Source organism: Vibrio sp., assembly GCF_984391705.1.
This window is the reverse complement of the sequence record NZ_CFHWOM010000001.1, coordinates 408,858-425,564: the sequence shown is the minus strand read 5'-3', so window position 1 is coordinate 425,564 and position 16,707 is coordinate 408,858. Positions and strand designations below refer to the sequence as shown.

The 16,707-nt window shown below is 45.1% G+C and carries 12 protein-coding genes; 6 read left to right on the top strand and 6 right to left on the bottom strand.

Translation table 11 applies throughout. The features are described from left to right. Nucleotides 1–2: 2 nt before the first annotated feature. The 4 genes from AC4MRV_RS02005 to AC4MRV_RS01990 all read right to left on the bottom strand — a co-directional run bounded on the left by AC4MRV_RS02005 (nt 3) and on the right by AC4MRV_RS01990 (nt 3,839). Complete coding sequence (locus tag AC4MRV_RS02005; protein WP_491185738.1) at nt 3–2,105, bottom strand: protein-disulfide reductase DsbD family protein; 2,103 nt, start codon at nt 2,103–2,105, stop codon at nt 3–5. A gap of 91 nt (nt 2,106–2,196) precedes the next feature. Next, the gene (locus AC4MRV_RS02000) at nt 2,197–2,544 is read right to left on the bottom strand and encodes a hypothetical protein (protein ID WP_491185737.1); all 348 of its coding nucleotides are present in this window, start codon (nt 2,542–2,544) and stop codon (nt 2,197–2,199) included. Nucleotides 2,545–2,715: 171 nt separating this feature from the next. Then, nucleotides 2,716–3,138, bottom strand: a complete 423-nt coding sequence (locus AC4MRV_RS01995) for a GNAT family N-acetyltransferase (RefSeq protein ID WP_491185736.1) — start codon at nt 3,136–3,138, stop codon at nt 2,716–2,718. 65 nt (nt 3,139–3,203) lie between these two features. Further along, the gene (locus AC4MRV_RS01990; RefSeq protein ID WP_491185735.1) at nt 3,204–3,839 is read right to left on the bottom strand and encodes a LysE family translocator; all 636 of its coding nucleotides are present in this window, start codon (nt 3,837–3,839) and stop codon (nt 3,204–3,206) included. A gap of 317 nt (nt 3,840–4,156) precedes the next feature. On the opposite strand from AC4MRV_RS01990, the gene AC4MRV_RS01985 reads away from it, so the two are divergent. The 4 genes from AC4MRV_RS01985 (at nt 4,157) to AC4MRV_RS01970 (ending at nt 7,022) form a co-directional block, all read left to right on the top strand. After that, the gene (locus tag AC4MRV_RS01985) at nt 4,157–5,053 is read left to right on the top strand and encodes a hypothetical protein (RefSeq protein WP_491185734.1); all 897 of its coding nucleotides are present in this window, start codon (nt 4,157–4,159) and stop codon (nt 5,051–5,053) included. A gap of 27 nt (nt 5,054–5,080) precedes the next feature. Continuing rightward, nucleotides 5,081–5,908 carry an AraC family transcriptional regulator gene (locus AC4MRV_RS01980; protein ID WP_491185733.1) on the top strand — a complete coding sequence of 276 codons (828 nt, stop codon included), beginning with the start codon at nt 5,081–5,083 and terminating at the stop codon, nt 5,906–5,908. 89 nt (nt 5,909–5,997) lie between these two features. After that, nucleotides 5,998–6,720 (top strand): AzlC family ABC transporter permease, encoded by a 723-nt coding sequence (locus AC4MRV_RS01975; RefSeq protein ID WP_491185732.1) that lies wholly within the window; start codon nt 5,998–6,000, stop codon nt 6,718–6,720. Next, the gene (locus AC4MRV_RS01970) at nt 6,714–7,022 is read left to right on the top strand and encodes an AzlD domain-containing protein (protein WP_491185731.1); all 309 of its coding nucleotides are present in this window, start codon (nt 6,714–6,716) and stop codon (nt 7,020–7,022) included. The genes AC4MRV_RS01975 and AC4MRV_RS01970 overlap by 7 nt, the downstream gene beginning before the upstream one ends. Before the next feature lie 174 nt (nt 7,023–7,196). On the opposite strand, the gene AC4MRV_RS01965 is transcribed toward AC4MRV_RS01970, so the two are convergent. Next, entirely contained in the window at nt 7,197–7,811 is a 615-nt protein-coding gene (locus tag AC4MRV_RS01965; protein WP_491185730.1) for a fumarylacetoacetate hydrolase family protein, read from the bottom strand. A 463-nt stretch (nt 7,812–8,274) separates the two neighbouring features. Between AC4MRV_RS01965 and pulA the strand changes: the two genes are divergently transcribed. Further along, the gene (gene pulA, locus AC4MRV_RS01960; RefSeq protein ID WP_491185729.1) at nt 8,275–12,630 is read left to right on the top strand and encodes a pullulanase-type alpha-1,6-glucosidase; all 4,356 of its coding nucleotides are present in this window, start codon (nt 8,275–8,277) and stop codon (nt 12,628–12,630) included. 340 nt (nt 12,631–12,970) lie between these two features. After that, complete coding sequence (locus AC4MRV_RS01955; RefSeq protein WP_491185728.1) at nt 12,971–15,745, top strand: amylo-alpha-1,6-glucosidase; 2,775 nt, start codon at nt 12,971–12,973, stop codon at nt 15,743–15,745. Nucleotides 15,746–15,815: 70 nt separating this feature from the next. Here AC4MRV_RS01955 and AC4MRV_RS01950 read toward each other — a convergent pair whose 3' ends face one another. Next, nucleotides 15,816–16,664, bottom strand: a complete 849-nt coding sequence (locus AC4MRV_RS01950) for a MalM family protein (RefSeq protein ID WP_491185800.1) — start codon at nt 16,662–16,664, stop codon at nt 15,816–15,818. Nucleotides 16,665–16,707 lie beyond the last annotated feature (43 nt).

Here is a 16,707-nt window from a genome sequence, read left to right as displayed (position 1 = left end):
GGTTAAAGTCCTTGTTTACCTGCTGATTTAATTGCGTCTATTACCACACTCTCCGTCAAGATAACGGGAAGCGGGATCCCTTGCGGTGCATTCGGTCCATAAACAATATTGAAAGGCACACCATAGCGTCCATTCTCTCGTAGATAGCTCGTCACGGCCCCATCCGGATGAGTCCAGTCGCCTTGAATATTTACCACATTGTCCGCCTGAAGGGCTGAGTAGACTGGGTCCTGTAAAATTACGCCTATCTTGTTGGCTTTACACGTTACACACCAATCCGCAGTTACGTTGACAAATACAGTTTTACCTTCACTTACCGACTGTTCAATCAGCTGGTTAGACAGAGGCTTCCAGGGTAAATCTTGCGGCAGCGGCGTAACCCAATGCTGTGTCGTCATACTACCCACTAACAATGATCCCGTTGTCAACAACAGAGCCACACCTCCAGATAGCGCCATGGTTTTATCACCGTATACTCGCTTTATTTTCACTAGGATGTAGATGAAAGCGACGAGCCCAATCAACAGAACCCAGAATATCGGCAGGTGGTTAGCAAGTAGATACAGCAACCAAGTACTGGTTGCTAGCATCATGATGCCAAACAGAATCTTCACCTTGTTCATCCAAGCGCCTGGTTTCGGTAGCCAAGTTGCAATACCTGGGAACATCGCGACTAAGATCCAAGGCAACGCCATGCCAAGTGCAAGTGCTGTGAAGATTGCAAACAGCTCTAGGCTCGTCGCAGCCAGCGCGAAGGCAACCGCAGTACCTAAAAAAGGAGCGGAGCAAGGGGTTGCGAGCAAAGTCGCAAAAGCTCCCTGAGTGAAGTGACCTGCGTAGGAGTTACCTCCCTTGGAAGCAAGCCAAGTGTTGGTTCTGGACGAAAGGCGAATCTCAAACAGCCCGAGCATATTGCAGCCAAACAACGCTGTTACCAGAACCATAAAGCCAATAAACCAAGGTGTTTGAAACTGAATCCCCCAGCCGACTGCACTTCCAGTTAACTTCAACACCAACAAGAATCCTGCCAACAACCAAAACGACGCAAGAATACCCGCTGATGACGCCAAAAACTGTAATCTGACCTCTCGACGCTTCAAGCCATGTGTGGAAAGCACACTGCTTAGCTTCATTCCCAACACTGGCAGTACGCACGGCATGACATTAAGGATAAGACCGCCAATTAATGCAAAGCCCAGCATAAGTCCTAAGGAAGTATCGCTCTTTTGGATAATGCCTGACGTAGCAACGACCGACTGCTCCGCCAAAAAGTTCGCATCTTTCACCGACACATTCACCGATTGTCCATCTAACGCGATATCACCCAGCCAACTCGACACTTCAAATCTGGCGAGAACTCTATTTTCCTCAACATATGTTGAAACAAGCTTATAACTGTATTCCTGACTCTGAGGGGTAGCGCCATCAACAATGAGCTCTGGCTGATTCCAACCTAGCGATTTTTCTAATCTCACCTCCAATATTTGCTTTTCACTATCCCACACCGCTTCGCTAGATTGAATCAAGGGTGACACTTTAGGAACTAAGCTAATTGCCTGTGCGTACTGATAAATCTCTGATTCAGATAGCCTTAGCTGCTGAGGCTCAAAAGCTAAGTCAAACGAATAGTCTGTCAGTACGCAAATCGTCGTACACGAAGAGAGTGTCAGGGTGGCGTCGATGTTGACTGGTTTTGACCAATCTTCTACGTGCAGCGTCATCGGGATAATGGTATCGCCTTTGTAGCCAAGCGTATGAATGCCCAGCAGTTCAAATTGCTGAGGATATGGCCAATGCCAATCAACATGGTTTAGATTCGTTGAGCGGCTCCAATCAATCGTTGGGGCAACACCGCCTTCGCCAGGGCTACGCCAATACGTTTTCCAGTCTTGAGAGAGTTCAACTTCTAAGAAGCCCTCGACTAACTGATTAGCTTGGTCAACCTGGCCTGTTACAACAAATCGCGTTCGAACGGGAGGATGCTGAGGGTTCGTCATCCACCCAGTTTCTACCGTCGCATGTGCTAGAGAAGTAAATAATAAACTCGCGAGCATGATAAAGCTTAGCAGCCTGCTCACGAGAGTCGTTTTCAGTGTGTTTTTCATGTGTTTTCCAGTTTGTCGCATGCCGAGAACCCAGCATGACAAATTTAACAAGTACCAATAGTTCTCTGAAACAAATCAGATTAAATGCTGGCTACTCTCGAAATACACATAAGCGTAAGTGAACCCTCGCCTTGGGGACAATGGGCTCGGTAAAGGAAGGCGCCTGAGGCCGAGTTAACCCTAACCAAGTCAAAATAGAGAGCGCAAAAACAAAGCCAAACACCATTAGGTGCTCTAAGTTCAGTTTTGCACTATTTAGTAGCTTTTCGGTAAGGTCGCACGGCTCACTTAACTCATCTTGCTTGTGGTCAGCATTGACCGTAATAGAAGCAACGGACGCTGGCTCAAAAGTAGACTGTTTAAACGAGCAAACACTAAACAGTGAAGAGTTCTGCATAAAACAAATAGCAAAAACCCACCCAACTAAAAAGAGTGTCATTCGCGCAGTTTTTGCAGAGTTTCGTCTTAGCGTCATAAATGCTGATGGTGATTACTTCATGGCTATTATCAGGAAAGTGTTAGTTCATTGTTAGAATTAGAAGGTTTCTTTTGTAAGCAGGTTTAACTTCTTCCCCAACAATCTGCCTGAAGCCATTTGATGACTTTGCGCCTAATCTGCGATTTTTTTCTGAAGGAAAATCTTATCGATTCCAGCCGTCGGAAAACCAGTGTAGCGACCCACTTCTTCAAAGCCTAGTTTGGCGTAAAAACCAGGAGCCTGGAAGGTATAAGTGTCTAAGTACAGATGAGTAACGCCATATTCCTTAGCCTGTTCTTCAATGGTCTGCATCAGCTTACGACCCATTCCTGCGGAGCGATGCTGGTCATCGAGCCACAAGAACTCTACAAACAGCGTATTAGTAAAGATTTCGCCAGTGAGTCCACCCAAAAAATGGCCTTCATCATCTTCTGCAACGCAGGCTAAAGATTGCACATCTTCATCAGGAAAGTGTTTTAAGTTGAAGGCTTTTAAGCCGTTGTAAATTCGCTCTTTAATGTTCTTCGGCGGATTAAGCATAAAATGAACTTGCATAGGTTTCTTCCTTTGAAAACAAAAAAGGCCAGCTGTTGCTGACCTTAATACTCAGGTGTTATTGATCACGAGCTCGCAAATGAGCTTAACATCCAAATTGCTAGAACAACAAAGATCGCACCCATAAATTTATGCTGATATGTGCGGAACTTTGCGTTTTCCAATAGCGGTTTACCCAGTGTTCCTACCAAAGCCACCAAAAGCAAGTTAAAAGCCAAGCCCAGTACATTTAGTAATAAGCCCAGCGCTAACATTTGCTCCCCAGATGTCGCAGCAATGTTGCTTGACACAAATTGAGGGAGAAACATAACAAAAAACACTAAAGCTTTTGGGTTAAGTAGGTTACTTACAAGGGCTCTTTGGTAAAAGGTTGTCGCCATTTTTCGCTCGCCAGCGAGCTCAGGCGCTTCAGCGGCGCTTGCCCTTAAACAATCCCAGCCCATTTTCAATAGATATGCCCCACCAAGCAAATGCAGTGCTTTGAGTGCCATCGGGCTCATGGCAATAAGCGCCGAAACCCCAAGTGCAGCGAGCAGGGTAAGGATGATTCCTGATGTTGCGTTACCTAAGCTGGCAAAAATACCGACTTTACGTCCATAACTCATACTTGAGCTGGCAATCAGTAACATATCCGGACCGGGAAGCAATAAAAGTGCAACTACAGCGGTGAGATAAACCGGTAGCACAGAAAAATCTATCATTATTTTAGTATTACAAAAGCAGCAAAGCGCGGGATTTTATACCGATATAATTAAACAATCCACAACTTGAGACTGCCTTAGGCTAAAACTTAAAACTAAGTTACTAAAGTAGCCAAATTAGAGTCGCACTACAGCTTAACGCCAAACTAGCCTTAAAGAAGCAATAACTAGCTGATGCACAAAGGAAAGCCACATTAAAGACGCTTACCTTAGCTTAGTTGCCCCTTTTCTAGCCAGGAGTAAAAATGACGCGACTAATTGAGTAGATTTCACAACCAATTACGACATTTTAAACTCACCATCATTCGGTAATTATGATGAAACATCTATCTACCAAAATATTCCTTGGTTTATACCTTCTGTTTACAGGAGCCATCGCTGTAAATATTCACATTCAAATGGCCCGACACGGTGTTCCTTTCCCACAATGGCAACCCGAGCAATGGGTCCATGTATCGACGCTTATAATTCAAGTGTTGGGTGTCGTCTGGTTAAGCCATTGCATTCAGCAATGGAGGTCATCTCTCAATTACGTAAAACACATTATAGTAACCTTTGTCGTATTAGCAGCATTACAAGAGTTGTTTATAAGACTGCCTTTAACTGCTGGATATACTGTCGATCAAAAGTATCTTTTCCTCTGGGTACATAGTTACTTACCACAATTACTAACATGTTTTAGCATAGCGATAGGAGGCGTCACGATACAAAGGCTGTTCACACACAGGATGGAGCTCACTTACATCAAAAAAATAGCAGTGGTCTTCCTGGCTATGCTAACGATTTCCATTTTAGAACCCCTATTTGGTAAAATACCTGATTATATTCTCCCGTTTCTGACTCCACCTTCTGAGCAGGGTATATTATCAATGCCATACCCTGTCATAGTCGATGTCATAGCATCTTTCACTTTCATCGAGCCAATGATCGCCTCATTCTTTATATGCTACATAATCGCCTCAATGAAAGCTGGCAGCCTTCTCTCACTGTTTCTAAAAACAACAACCGCATTACTTGTTCTTACTAAAAGTGGCCCACAGCTTCTGCTCTACATGGGCATATCAACAATGGAACCATACATTGTCCGTTTTCTTAGTATGGCTCAGTTCACTTTTGAGTGGCTATTCATTGGGGTCGTCCTCAGCATCACCGTTAAATATCTATCGAAAAAGCAATTTTGTACAAAAACTCAGTTTGTCGATAGGCTAGAATAGCAACTGAGGTGTAAATAGGGATGATAAATGTCGCAGCAAAAAGGAAAAGAGTCAGCGCGATTTCACCTAGCCAATGAGCTTGGTGGGCTTGAACTGCTCGACGCTAAGTATACGAATCAAAACTTTTCTCGCCACAGTCATGAAGGTTACACCATTGGGGTAATAGAGAAAGGCGCTCAGCGCTTTTACCGCACTGGTGGCAACCATATTGCGCCTCAAGACAGTATCATTCTGGTCAATGCTGACGAAGTTCACAACGGTCAAACCGCTACAGAAGGCGGCTGGGAATACAAAGCGATGTATCCACTTCCAAAGCAGTTTGCACAAATGACTGAAGGGCTTAACCCAGCATCATCTATTCCCTACTTTCCTGAGCCCGTCGTTTACGATCCCGAGCTTGCCCAACAATTAAGGCTTGTGTTTGCTACGTTAGCACAGTCAGACAATCGCCTGCTCAGAGAAACCTTGGTATATGGCACCTTAGTGAAACTGGCGAGTAAACACAGTAAAACTCGCGCAAGTTGGGAGCCAAAGACCAAAAATCAGAGACAGTTGCTACTGGTCAAAGAGTTCTTGGATGATTTTCCTCAAGCAGACGTAAGCCTAGAAGATCTCTCCCAACTAGCCGGGCTTAGCCCGTACTACCTAGCAAGAAGCTTTCAACAGGAATTTGGCCTACCGCCACACGCTTATCAAATTCAAGCACGGCTAAGAGTCGCGAAGCATTTGTTGCGACAAGGTGTAAAAATCTCCGAAGTTGCGCAGGAGTGTGGCTTTCACGATCAAAGCCATTTACATCGTCACTTCAAACGAGCTTTAGGTGTCACGCCAAAACAATTTGTAAAAGGTATATAACGAGCAATTTTGTACAAGTTTATCACTTCAACCTATGACGTAATAAACGCTCGATTCCATAAGGCATGGTCTACGGACCACAAAGAAATATGAGTAGCATCAGTTTGACTTCAGTAGAACACCCGACCAAGGGTAAACTCTTTCTCCAAGGTACACTCGCTATGGTGCCGCTAAGTGTTGCGGTGATCCCATGGGGTTTATTAGCAGGCTCTTTCGCCATCGAAGCTGGGTTGAACTTTTGGGAAAGCCAAGCACTATCCGCAATCTTATTCGCCGGCTCAGCACAGCTGGTTGCAACAGGAATGTTAAAAGCGGGCGCTTCTCTCGCGACCATGCTTTTAGCGACCTTCTTTATCACATCAAGGCACCTACTTTACAGCGTATCAATGCGCTCGAAGATCAGTCCATTACCATTAAAATGGCGATTGGCATTGGGCTTTTTATTGACTGACGAGCTATTTGCTATTTGCGGACAACAATCCGACAAACAGTTTAACCGCTGGTACGCTTTGGGTGCCGGATTGAGTTTCTATCTTTGCTGGAACTTAGCCACATTGATCGGAATTGTCGCAGGCAGTTACATACCATCCATGAACGAGCTAGGGTTGGAATTCGCGGTAGCGGCGACCTTTATTGCGATTGTCATTCCTAATATTAAAAGCTCTCCCGTGTTCATTGCCGTGGTTGTATCTTTAACCCTTTCCGTACTTTGTAGCTATCTAAACATTGAGTCGGGACTAATGATTGCAAGTATCGGCGGCATGTTAGCGGGCTATTTTTCTGAAACACTTAAAGGAGGTAGAAAATGGTGATGCTGTCTATTTTAGCGATGACTCTGCTCGTCTTTACCAGTCGTTATTTGTTTGTCGAGCCTAAACTGCCTCTCAAGCTAAACCCGCAAGCTCAAAGACTTCTCAGCTACTCTAGCCCTGCTGTACTCACTGCAATTTGGGCTCCCATTGTGTTTATGCCAGAGCAAGAGCTTTGGATTGCCGTAGACAACCCTTACTTGATCGGTGCGGTTGTTGCAGCGGCGATTGCCTGGAAAACAGGTAACGTGTTGCTTACAACAATTGTCAGTATGGTGCTTTTCTTGATGCTTAAGCTGCTTTAGCCAAATAATGCTGCGATAACAAATAGCGAGAGAGCCATTATTAACGTCACCTTAACCAGCAGACCAAGTTTCGAAGTGCCACCTTTAGGCGGTTGATTGCAACAACTCATAAAAAACCTCTGATTGTAGAAACAATCAGAGGTTAAACCTTTACCTTAGGTGAGTGTAAAGTCTTTACTGAGCCACCCACTCAATCTCAATTAGAATTGTGTCATTGGACTTCAAGCGAGCAAGAAATACATCACCACTGTGAACCTCTCCCACCCCTTTCGGCGTGCCCGTCATGACGATATCCCCATCACACAGGGTGGTATAGGATTTAAGCTCATTTAAGATGACTCGCGGTGAGTAAATCATCTGAGAGACATCACCCTTTTGCACTCGCACGCAATTGATAAACAGTTCAATCTCTAGTGATTCAATATCTAATCCAGCGACAGGTATGAAGCGGCTAAAAACCGCAGAGCCGTTAAACGCTTTGGCGCGCTCCCATGGCAGCCCCTTGCTCTTTAACTGACTTTGTAAAGCGCGCTTGGTGAGATCCAGCCCTAAGCCGACCGCTTGATATTTGCCATCCTTAATCAGAAAACAGATTTCGGCTTCATAGTGCAGACGCTCTTGATGAAATGCGTTCAAAACCGTTGTCACCGCGGTAGAAGGCTTGTTAAACACCACCATTTCGTCAGGGATGGCGTTATCCAACTCATGAATATGCTCTAGGTAGTTGCGCCCAATACAAAGTACCTTTGATGGAGAAATCGATTCCTCTCCCAGCTTAACCGAATACATAGTCTCTTCCCTGAACGTGACACATAAGCGCATGATTTTAATCTAATACAACGACAATGGAACGGCTCATGGATCCAAAACCGGATCTATTGCTCATTATTTACCCTTCCATCACTTTGTAATGAACGCGCCACTGTTCGAAGACGGTCCGCTACATTATTTTTTGCAAAAATTATCCGTTGATTTGTACCCTTACCTACATCACACACTTTAGGCTGAGAGCTCCTCCCTAACTCCGCCATAAATTGATTCGTCTCAGCCTTTGTCACTACTCCATATCCCATACGGATGTGATCCATCACTCGCTACATTGAGTTGCTTCCCCTACACAACGTGATGTCCATATAAAGCATCGATTATTTCTTCAACGAAATTAACTTTACTTATTCAACTCACAACGTGCTGACCCAGCCTAACTTTATGATTTTCATCGTCCAATAACCTACGTATGGAAACAAAAATAATGAACACCTTTAAACTGTCTCCGTTAGCGAAAGCGGTCATACCTTTATTATCCGCAAGCATGCTTATCGCGTGCAATGATAATAGCAGTAGCACTACAGCTCCGGTCACCGACAATCGTGACGATAAAATTGTGGTATCACCTACCGACATGCCAACAGAGCCCAATGTCGCTGACGATGAGTTATTGATTAGCTATATTGATAGTTCAACAGAACACGCGACACGTACCCTGTCGGCTAGCAGCGACTGGAAGTTAGCTTGTGGCGAGGAGTTATACGCGGCTAATGGTTCGGATAAGTTCGGCCCATACTGGGTGCTACCTAAGACCAGTACACTAGGAAAGTGTTCTATCTCTCAAGGAGATAATACCGTTGTTTCTATTACCTTGGATGCAAATAACCAAAACTTGGGTGTCACCTCTAGCGGGCAAGTGATTGAAGGTTCACGTACTGAAACTTACTTAACCAGTATTGGCTTCGACCAATCTGGCACAGACGTTAAGCTTAAAGAAGTACCGGCGCCCACTGAACTTGCTCAACCTCAAGACGGCAAGTTTGCCATTCAGTTCTACGATCCACTCGGTGATTACAAAGAGGAAGGTACAGATAAAGAAGGTTACGGAAAATTTAACCTGCACTTATGGAATAATGCTGATTGTAACGCAGGAGACCCGAGTGGCTTCAACGATGGCTGGGATGACGTATCCATCACCCCTGACGATGCCGACGAGTTTGGCCCGGTTTGGTACATCCCCGTAACAGACGATGCGACGCAATGTTTCAACGTAATTATTCGAAATGGTAACAAAGATAAAGCCATTAACGCGGATTTAAAGGTCGATATTTCAGGTAAAGCTAATAACCCTTCCGTTACTTACATGCCAGGTAAAACTCGCTCATATACAAGCCGAAATGAAGCATATACATTGGACGGTCCTTCAAGTGAGTTCTCCATTGATACGGTTGGAGCAATTTTGCTTGATGACGAAACCTTGGTTTGGAACGCAGCCACCAACGCCGATCTAGTTCAACTTATGTTCTCAGCCGACGGCCATTACCAAGTCGATGATAATGGCGTCGTGAGTGGTTCGTCCATTAAGCTTAAAGAGACGAAGCTAAGTGAAAAACAAAAAGCTAAGTTCCCTCATCTAGCTAATTACCCAGCGTTTGAACTACCAAGCATCGCTCTGAATGACCTGCTGAAATCCAGCCTTATTGCCTTAGCGTCCAATAGCGTACAAGGTGAAAACTACGGAGAGCTCCGTGCTTCAACCGCCGTCCAATATGCTGGTGCACTCGATGCTGTTTTTGCCGAAGAGGCCACTGAGCTAGAGTATGGTCCAATCTATGGTGATAACGGAGTGACATTCCGCCTTTGGGCTCCTACCGCACAAGATGTCAAACTGGTGGTGTACAACGCAGACAAAACCGTCTCTGACACTCATGATCTTATTGAAGACAAAGAATCTGGAAGCTGGAGCGTAGAGCTAGAAAAAGACACCGTCGACGGAAAGTACTACCGCTACGCGATGAAAGTCTTCCAGCCACGAAGCCAAGAAGCCGCTGAATATGAGGTGACGGATCCTTACTCGGTCAGTTTGTCTATGAACTCTATTTATAGCCAAGCCATTGATTTGGATTCAGATGAGCTAAAACCAGCAGGCTGGGATGCTCTATCAGCGCCACATTCCCAACTGGAAAGTGACGGTAGCCTATCTGATATGGTCATCTATGAATCTCACGTACGCGACTTTTCAGCTCTAGACGCGAGTACCCTGGCTGAAAATCGAGGCAAGTACCTGGCGTTTACAGAAAATGGCACAGCTCCTGTTGATCATCTCAAAGAGCTTAGTGAAGCGGGCATGACACACCTGCATTTAATGCCAGTGTTTGATATTGCTACGATCAATGAAGATCCAGAAAAAGTCGCCAATATTGACCAGCCATTTAGCAAGCTTTGTGAGCTAAACCCTGCCGTCAAATCTGATCCGGAGTTCAATGGTTATTGTGGTGGCGATCAAACTATCGCAGAGGTATTTGAAACGATATTACCTGATGACAGCAAAGAGACACCGCGAGTTCAAGACCTCAACGACTATGTTCGTTCAGTTGACAGCTACAACTGGGGCTATGACCCATTCCACTACACAGTTCCTGAAGGCTCATACGCGACAGATGCAGAAGGCAGCCAACGAATTCTTGAGTTCCGCCAGATGGTACAATCTGTTAAACAAGACATCGGCATGAACGTTGTGGTTGATGTGGTCTACAATCACACCAATGCCTCAGGCCTGAATGATAAGTCAGTCCTCGATAAAGTAGTGCCTCTATACTATCACCGTTTGGTTCCAGACACGGGGAACGTCGAAACATCCACCTGCTGTGAAAATACCGCACCAGAGCACGCGATGTTCGCAAAGCTTATCGACGATTCAGTTAAAACTTGGGTTGAAGCCTACAAGATTGACGCCTTCCGTTGGGATCTAATGGGGCATCACCCATTAGCGCAAATCCAAACGACGCTAAATGCAGCCCGCGAAGCAAATCCAGAAGTATACTTCTACGGTGAAGGTTGGAACTTTGGTGAAGTCCAAAACAACAAACGTTTTATTCAAGCAACGCAACCTAACCTCGGCGGTACGGGCATCGGCTCATTCTCAGATCGCCTGCGTGATGCCGTGCGGGGCGGTAGCCCATTTGACAGTGGTGATGCGCTGCGTAAAACAAAAGGTTTTGCCACTGGTGCGGGTGTGTTACCAAATGAAATGAATCAAGAGTCTGACGGCTCGGTAACTGATGCCGAATTAAACCGCGCTTTGGAGCAAGCAGATCTGACACGCCTTGGTATGGCAGGTAACCTTAAACACTTTAAACTGATCGACCACAAGGGCACCACCCTACTTGGCCAAGATGTTGACTATAACGGTCAAGCTGCGGGCTACGCAGAGCAACCGTGGGAAATCCAAAACTACGTGTCTAAACATGACAATCAAACGTTTTGGGACATCAACATGTACAAAGTGCCTGAAAATACAACATCATCAGACCGCATGAAGATGCAAACAGTCGGTATCGCAACCGTATTGCTCGGTCAAGCGATGCCGTTTAATCATATGGGTGGCGAGTTGTTGCGTTCTAAATCAATGCAGCGCGACTCGTACGATTATGGTGATTGGTACAACGTTGTAGACTTTACTCGTCAAGAGCACAACTGGAATAAAGGCTTACCGACAAAAGATAAAGATCTGAGCAACTACGATCAGATCACTCGAGCGGTACTTGATGTCAACTCTAAGGCGACACCATCAGATATCGACGCTATGTTTGAAAACTACAAAGAGATGCTCAAACTTAGAAAGTCGACTCCTCTAATGACACTTCCGAGTGCTCAAGCAATCATTGACCGTGTCGACTTCCGTAATACGGGCAAACACCAAACGCCTGGCTTGATCGTAATGACGATTGATAACGGTTCAACGCAAGCAACTGATTTGGATGAAAACCTTGACTCAGTTGTGGTGATTATCAACGCTAACCCAAATGCTCAAACTATTAATGGGTTCTTCGATCACGAAGGTAAAGAGATTGACCTAACTGGCTTCGAGCTAGGGCATGGTACAAATGGCATTGCCAACGGGGCAACATTCTCCGAAGGTCAGTTTAATGTACCTGCTTGGTCAGTCGCTGTGTTTAATCAACCTCGCGGTGAAGCTCGTGGCCTGGGTCTACCTGTCAGTGAAAAAGCATCAGACTTGCCACCATTTAAATCGGTACACGTTGCTGGAGAGTTCAATGGCTGGAGCCATACAACAAAAGCGAGCTATGCGAATGAGGGGTTATACAAGGCCAAAATCGGTTTATCAAAAGCAACAGAGTACAAATTCACTGCTGGGAACTGGGATACGACATGGGGCTGTGGTGACTCAGGCAGCGACAACTGTGTGCTAGAGTTTACTGAACTAGGCATGTATGAGTTAACGCTTGATGCTTCTAACTCGGATAAACCTGTTGTGTTAGATGCTGAGTTTGTCGAAAGTTACGTTGGAAAAGAGTGGTATATCCCTGGTTCGATTTCAGGCAATTGGGGCCATGATGACGCTCAAAAAATGAAAGCTGGAGATAATCATACTTTCTCATTTGACACAGCTGAGCTAACCGCGGGCCAAACAGCAGAATTTAAGTTCACCTGTGGAGACTGGGGGCAATGCGAGCACGGCTCGGCAGACATAGTAGTAGCCGAGGGTTCACTACCTATCGCGGGTGACGGTAACATCACCTTTACACCAACTGAAACGGCTACCTACCAGGTCACTTTTGATATTTTGACAAAAGCGGTAAGTATCGTGAAAAAGTAATCGCAAATCTAAATTTGTTTTAACCTAATTCAAGGGAGGCATATCGCCTCCCTTTTCTTTTCGTGTTCTAGAAGATAGCAACAGATACCACCCAAAAACAGCCTCTTAATTCGACTCTCAACTGGTCATACTCACCTAACAATAAAATCATTGTGGTATAGCTTTTTACTATACCAATAAAGATCTAATCAATTTTCATCCTCTCCTCACCAAGACTAAAATTACCTTTAGTAACAATCACAAAAATTAACCTTTTCTCACGGCATTAGTACCACACTTATTCGAACCGTTAAGCTCGCTATTTATCTATTGCCCGCTCAAAAATCGAGAGACCCAATATATGAAAAATGTACCCGCCCTATACCTAAAAGGAACGTTTAATGGTTGGGGGTTAGATACGCCTTTTTGCAAACAATCATCCACGCTTTACTCTGCAAACGTTGTTTTTTCTGCTGATCAACATCAGTTCAAAATTACCGACATGGATGGCACTGAACAGTGGACATTTTCAGGTCATAAAACGGAAACGACCGAGCTCCCATTAAACGAACAGACCGTACTTCTCACCACTCAAGGTATTGGTAACGATTTAACCTTTACCCCGAACAAAACGGGACGTTTTACCTTGTTGCTTGATATTTCTGGGGCCACTCCACGCCTAACCATTGAATCTGGCGTTAATACTACTAAGCCCAAACCTTCAAGAAACTTTATTCGCAGCCAGCTAAACGGCAACCTTTCAGAAACCTCACCAATAAATGCTGTTGACTGGGCGTTAGAGCCGGAGATTTTGTTCCAAACTCTAGCCATTGAAAGCTCAAACAGTTTCCCATTCGTATTTGGTGATAACGTCGATGGGTACTACGAAGGCCAAACCCACTGCTTCGTTGGTTCTGGCCGTTATCGTCACCATCAAGGGTGGTACTTAGGCGGATTTAGCTCATGGGTCGATGGAAAGCTCAATGACAAGAGCGAAGCCAATTGCGCTCGATTAATGCCCTATGGTATTGAGCACCTATTTGACGACTCAACCGACCTACTTTGCGTGCACAACCAAAAGCGCATTGTTTCACTGTCCGTCACGTCAGATAAGGGCCGTTACCTAGGCTTGTTACCAGAACTCAACCTTGGCACTAACGACGTTACCGTCGAGTACCATAATGACGTTCTACTGCTCTGCGTGGAACCAACACATTGCCCGGAGGGTTGCCCGAGTTATATCGCCATCAGCGCCAATCAGCCAGTCTTATTAGAAGAGGTGACCTTCGACCAATATCCTGAACTCGAAGATACACTTTTTCTTTCACCAGAGAATTGTCATCTGATGGTGACTAGCTGCCAACCGAGCCAAGAATTGACCGCTTACATTTGCTTTGAACACGATAAAGAGAATGCATTGGAACTAGCCCGCCAAGCCGCAGTCGATAACGCGCTACAGCTACACAAAATTAAAACCTACGAATTTCTAACCCGCAATTATCTATGGACTAATGACCTCGAGTACAACCGCGCATTGATGTGGGCACGTCTGTCTAGCCGAGTATTTGTTAGCCACGAGTTTGGCACAGGGATATGGGCAGGGCTGCCTTGGTTTAAAGATTGCTGGGGTAGAGATACGTTTATCGCACTTTCAGGTACAAGTTTGATTAATGGCGAATTTAGCGAAGCTAAGTCGATCATCGACAACTTTTCTACCATGCAAATGCAAGATAAACAATCCGTCAACTATGGACGAATCCCGAACCGAGTTACCAGTAAGACCAATATCATCTATAACACCACGGACGGCACACCATGGATGGTTAGAGAGATCCTTGAGTATATCAATTACAGTGGAGACTTAGCCTTTGCAAGCAGCATCTACCCTGTAGTACAACGCTTTATCGAAGGTATTGAAGCAAATTACCTTGATGACGATGGACTAATTTGTCATAGACACCCTGATACTTGGATGGACGCTAAAATCAATGGCCAGTTGCCTTGGTCACCTCGTGGACCAAAAGCAAATGATATTCAGGCATTATGGTACGAGAGCCTCAATGTCGCACAGCAACTGGCAATGCTTAATGGTGATAAAGCGTTTGAAAATCATGTCTCTCAGTTAGCATTACAAGCTAAACGTAGCTTTATACTTAAATTCTGGGATGAACCACATTTACTGCTAGCAGATCGATTAGAAGCCAATGAGCGCGCCGACTATAGTCTCCGCCCAAATCAATTAATGACGTTAACGATTCCACAAAGCCACGACTTAATTGAACCAAGGGTTGGCCAATACATAGTGAAAAACTGTGTCGATAACTTACTCTTCCCTTGGGGTATTTGTTCTCTCGACCAGAATCACCCCGAGTTTCACCCTTACCATGACAATCGTACCGAGTACCACAAAGACGCGGCTTATCACAATGGTACTATTTGGGGCTGGAATGCAGGCTTTACCGTCTCTGCGCTCACGCAGTTTGATCAACAAGAGTTCGCGTATCAATTGTCTAAAAACTTGGCTTGTCAGATACTCTACCAAGGTCACCGTGGCACAATGAGTGAAAACCTCGACGCATTCCAAAATGATATGGAACGTTTGGTCCAAACAGGCACTTACGCTCAAGCTTGGTCGGTGTCAGAGTTTGCACGTAACGCGCAACAAGACTACCTGGGCTTTAAACCTGAGCTGATCAATAACCAGATTTCCCTCACTCCTAAGATCCCGCCTCAGTGGACCGACTTTGTCGCCCAATTGCCATTCGCTAGGGAAAATGCCTTAAGATTAGAGTTCAAGCGTGATTCAGAATCAGCAAAGTACGTAATTACCCCCAAGTTGGCGTCAGCGTATATCCAGCTAAAAATAGAGCTCACCCACGAAGATAAAGTCATTTCTGTTAAAAGTGATTTAACGCAGCCAATTGAGATCGTAATCGAGTTTGCAACGGGTCATTGCCGTGTTTCGCCATCTCATATAACAGAGACGCGTTCACCCGCACGGATTTACCCTGCTTTGACAAACCTTACTTTCGCAACTCCTGAATGGACTAAATCGTACCCTGCTCTAGAAGAGCATGACTATCTGCTTGGTAAACGCCAAAAGCAACAACTACAAATTGATAAGGACACCGTCTAATTTGTAAGTAGTCCATAAACAAAGAGCTCCTAAGTAGGAGCTCTTTTTCATTACCAGAGTAAAAAACAGTTTATTTCGCGTTGACTGCCTTAACGAACACTTCTTGCGCGCCTGTAATGTTCAACGCTTTCGCTTCATCAAGTAGGCTTAATGCTTTCGGGATGTCACCCTTAGCTACAGCAGTTTCAATCGCGCTATAGTAGTAACTTTGCGTATCTGGCTGCGCTTGAATCACCGGTTTTGTAACTGTCTTTTCCGTGGTCACAACAGCGCCGCTCTCCGCGGCTGCGCGGAATGGACGCAGCTTCAGTGTTTCCACCTCTAGCTCAATGTCCCCTCCCAATTGGTAGGTGTAGACAGGGTCAGTCACCATCGGCATGACTTCACCAAATTCTTGCGCACGAACCTTTGCTGGGTGGTCAATTTTGACGCTTTTACCCAAGGTGTCGGCTGGCGTATAGATAACAAAATAAGGCGTTTTCTCAGCGTTAGCTCGGAATTTAGCGACATAGCGAGTGCGGGTAAATGCATTTGACGCTAACACTTGGAAATCATCTAAAGTCAACGTTTTCACAACGTTGAAACTGCGGTCTAGAAGTTGGACTTGAGGTGAAAAGACCGAGTCATCAATCATCAAACTCGATACCGTCACCTGAACTTGTCCAGAGCGTTCACTAAAACGGAACGCTTCAAAATAACTGTTGCCTTCAGCAAATCGTCCTACTGGGGAAGAAGGATCAATCTCGAATGAAAGCGATTCTTTATCGCCCAGTTGAGCGAATGGAAACTTAGAGTAGTCACTGCAGCAAACTTCAGCATTGGTTGGCGCAGCCACTTGTTTATCAATCGGGGTATTCGAAGCACAACCCGCTAGCAAAGCACCTAGCACAACGGCTAAAAAAGAGTGTTTATTGTTCATCATTATCTCTCACTAAAGGTTGTTTTATTAAAATGACAAAAGG

Bases quoted from the DNA above. Each gene is read 5' to 3' on its own strand.
- AC4MRV_RS02005 (WP_491185738.1), bottom strand. From the start codon at position 2,105: ATGAAAAACACACTGAAAACGACTCTCGTGAGCAGGCTGCTAAGCTTT.
- AC4MRV_RS02000 (WP_491185737.1), bottom strand. From the start codon at position 2,544: ATGACACTCTTTTTAGTTGGGTGGGTTTTTGCTATTTGTTTTATGCAG.
- AC4MRV_RS01995 (WP_491185736.1), bottom strand. From the start codon at position 3,138: ATGCAAGTTCATTTTATGCTTAATCCGCCGAAGAACATTAAAGAGCGA.
- AC4MRV_RS01990 (WP_491185735.1), bottom strand. From the start codon at position 3,839: ATGATAGATTTTTCTGTGCTACCGGTTTATCTCACCGCTGTAGTTGCA.
- AC4MRV_RS01985 (WP_491185734.1), top strand. From the start codon at position 4,157: ATGAAACATCTATCTACCAAAATATTCCTTGGTTTATACCTTCTGTTT.
- AC4MRV_RS01980 (WP_491185733.1), top strand. From the start codon at position 5,081: ATGTCGCAGCAAAAAGGAAAAGAGTCAGCGCGATTTCACCTAGCCAAT.
- AC4MRV_RS01975 (WP_491185732.1), top strand. From the start codon at position 5,998: ATGAGTAGCATCAGTTTGACTTCAGTAGAACACCCGACCAAGGGTAAA.
- AC4MRV_RS01970 (WP_491185731.1), top strand. From the start codon at position 6,714: ATGGTGATGCTGTCTATTTTAGCGATGACTCTGCTCGTCTTTACCAGT.
- AC4MRV_RS01965 (WP_491185730.1), bottom strand. From the start codon at position 7,811: ATGTATTCGGTTAAGCTGGGAGAGGAATCGATTTCTCCATCAAAGGTA.
- pulA (WP_491185729.1), top strand. From the start codon at position 8,275: ATGAACACCTTTAAACTGTCTCCGTTAGCGAAAGCGGTCATACCTTTA.
- AC4MRV_RS01955 (WP_491185728.1), top strand. From the start codon at position 12,971: ATGAAAAATGTACCCGCCCTATACCTAAAAGGAACGTTTAATGGTTGG.
- AC4MRV_RS01950 (WP_491185800.1), bottom strand. From the start codon at position 16,664: ATGAACAATAAACACTCTTTTTTAGCCGTTGTGCTAGGTGCTTTGCTA.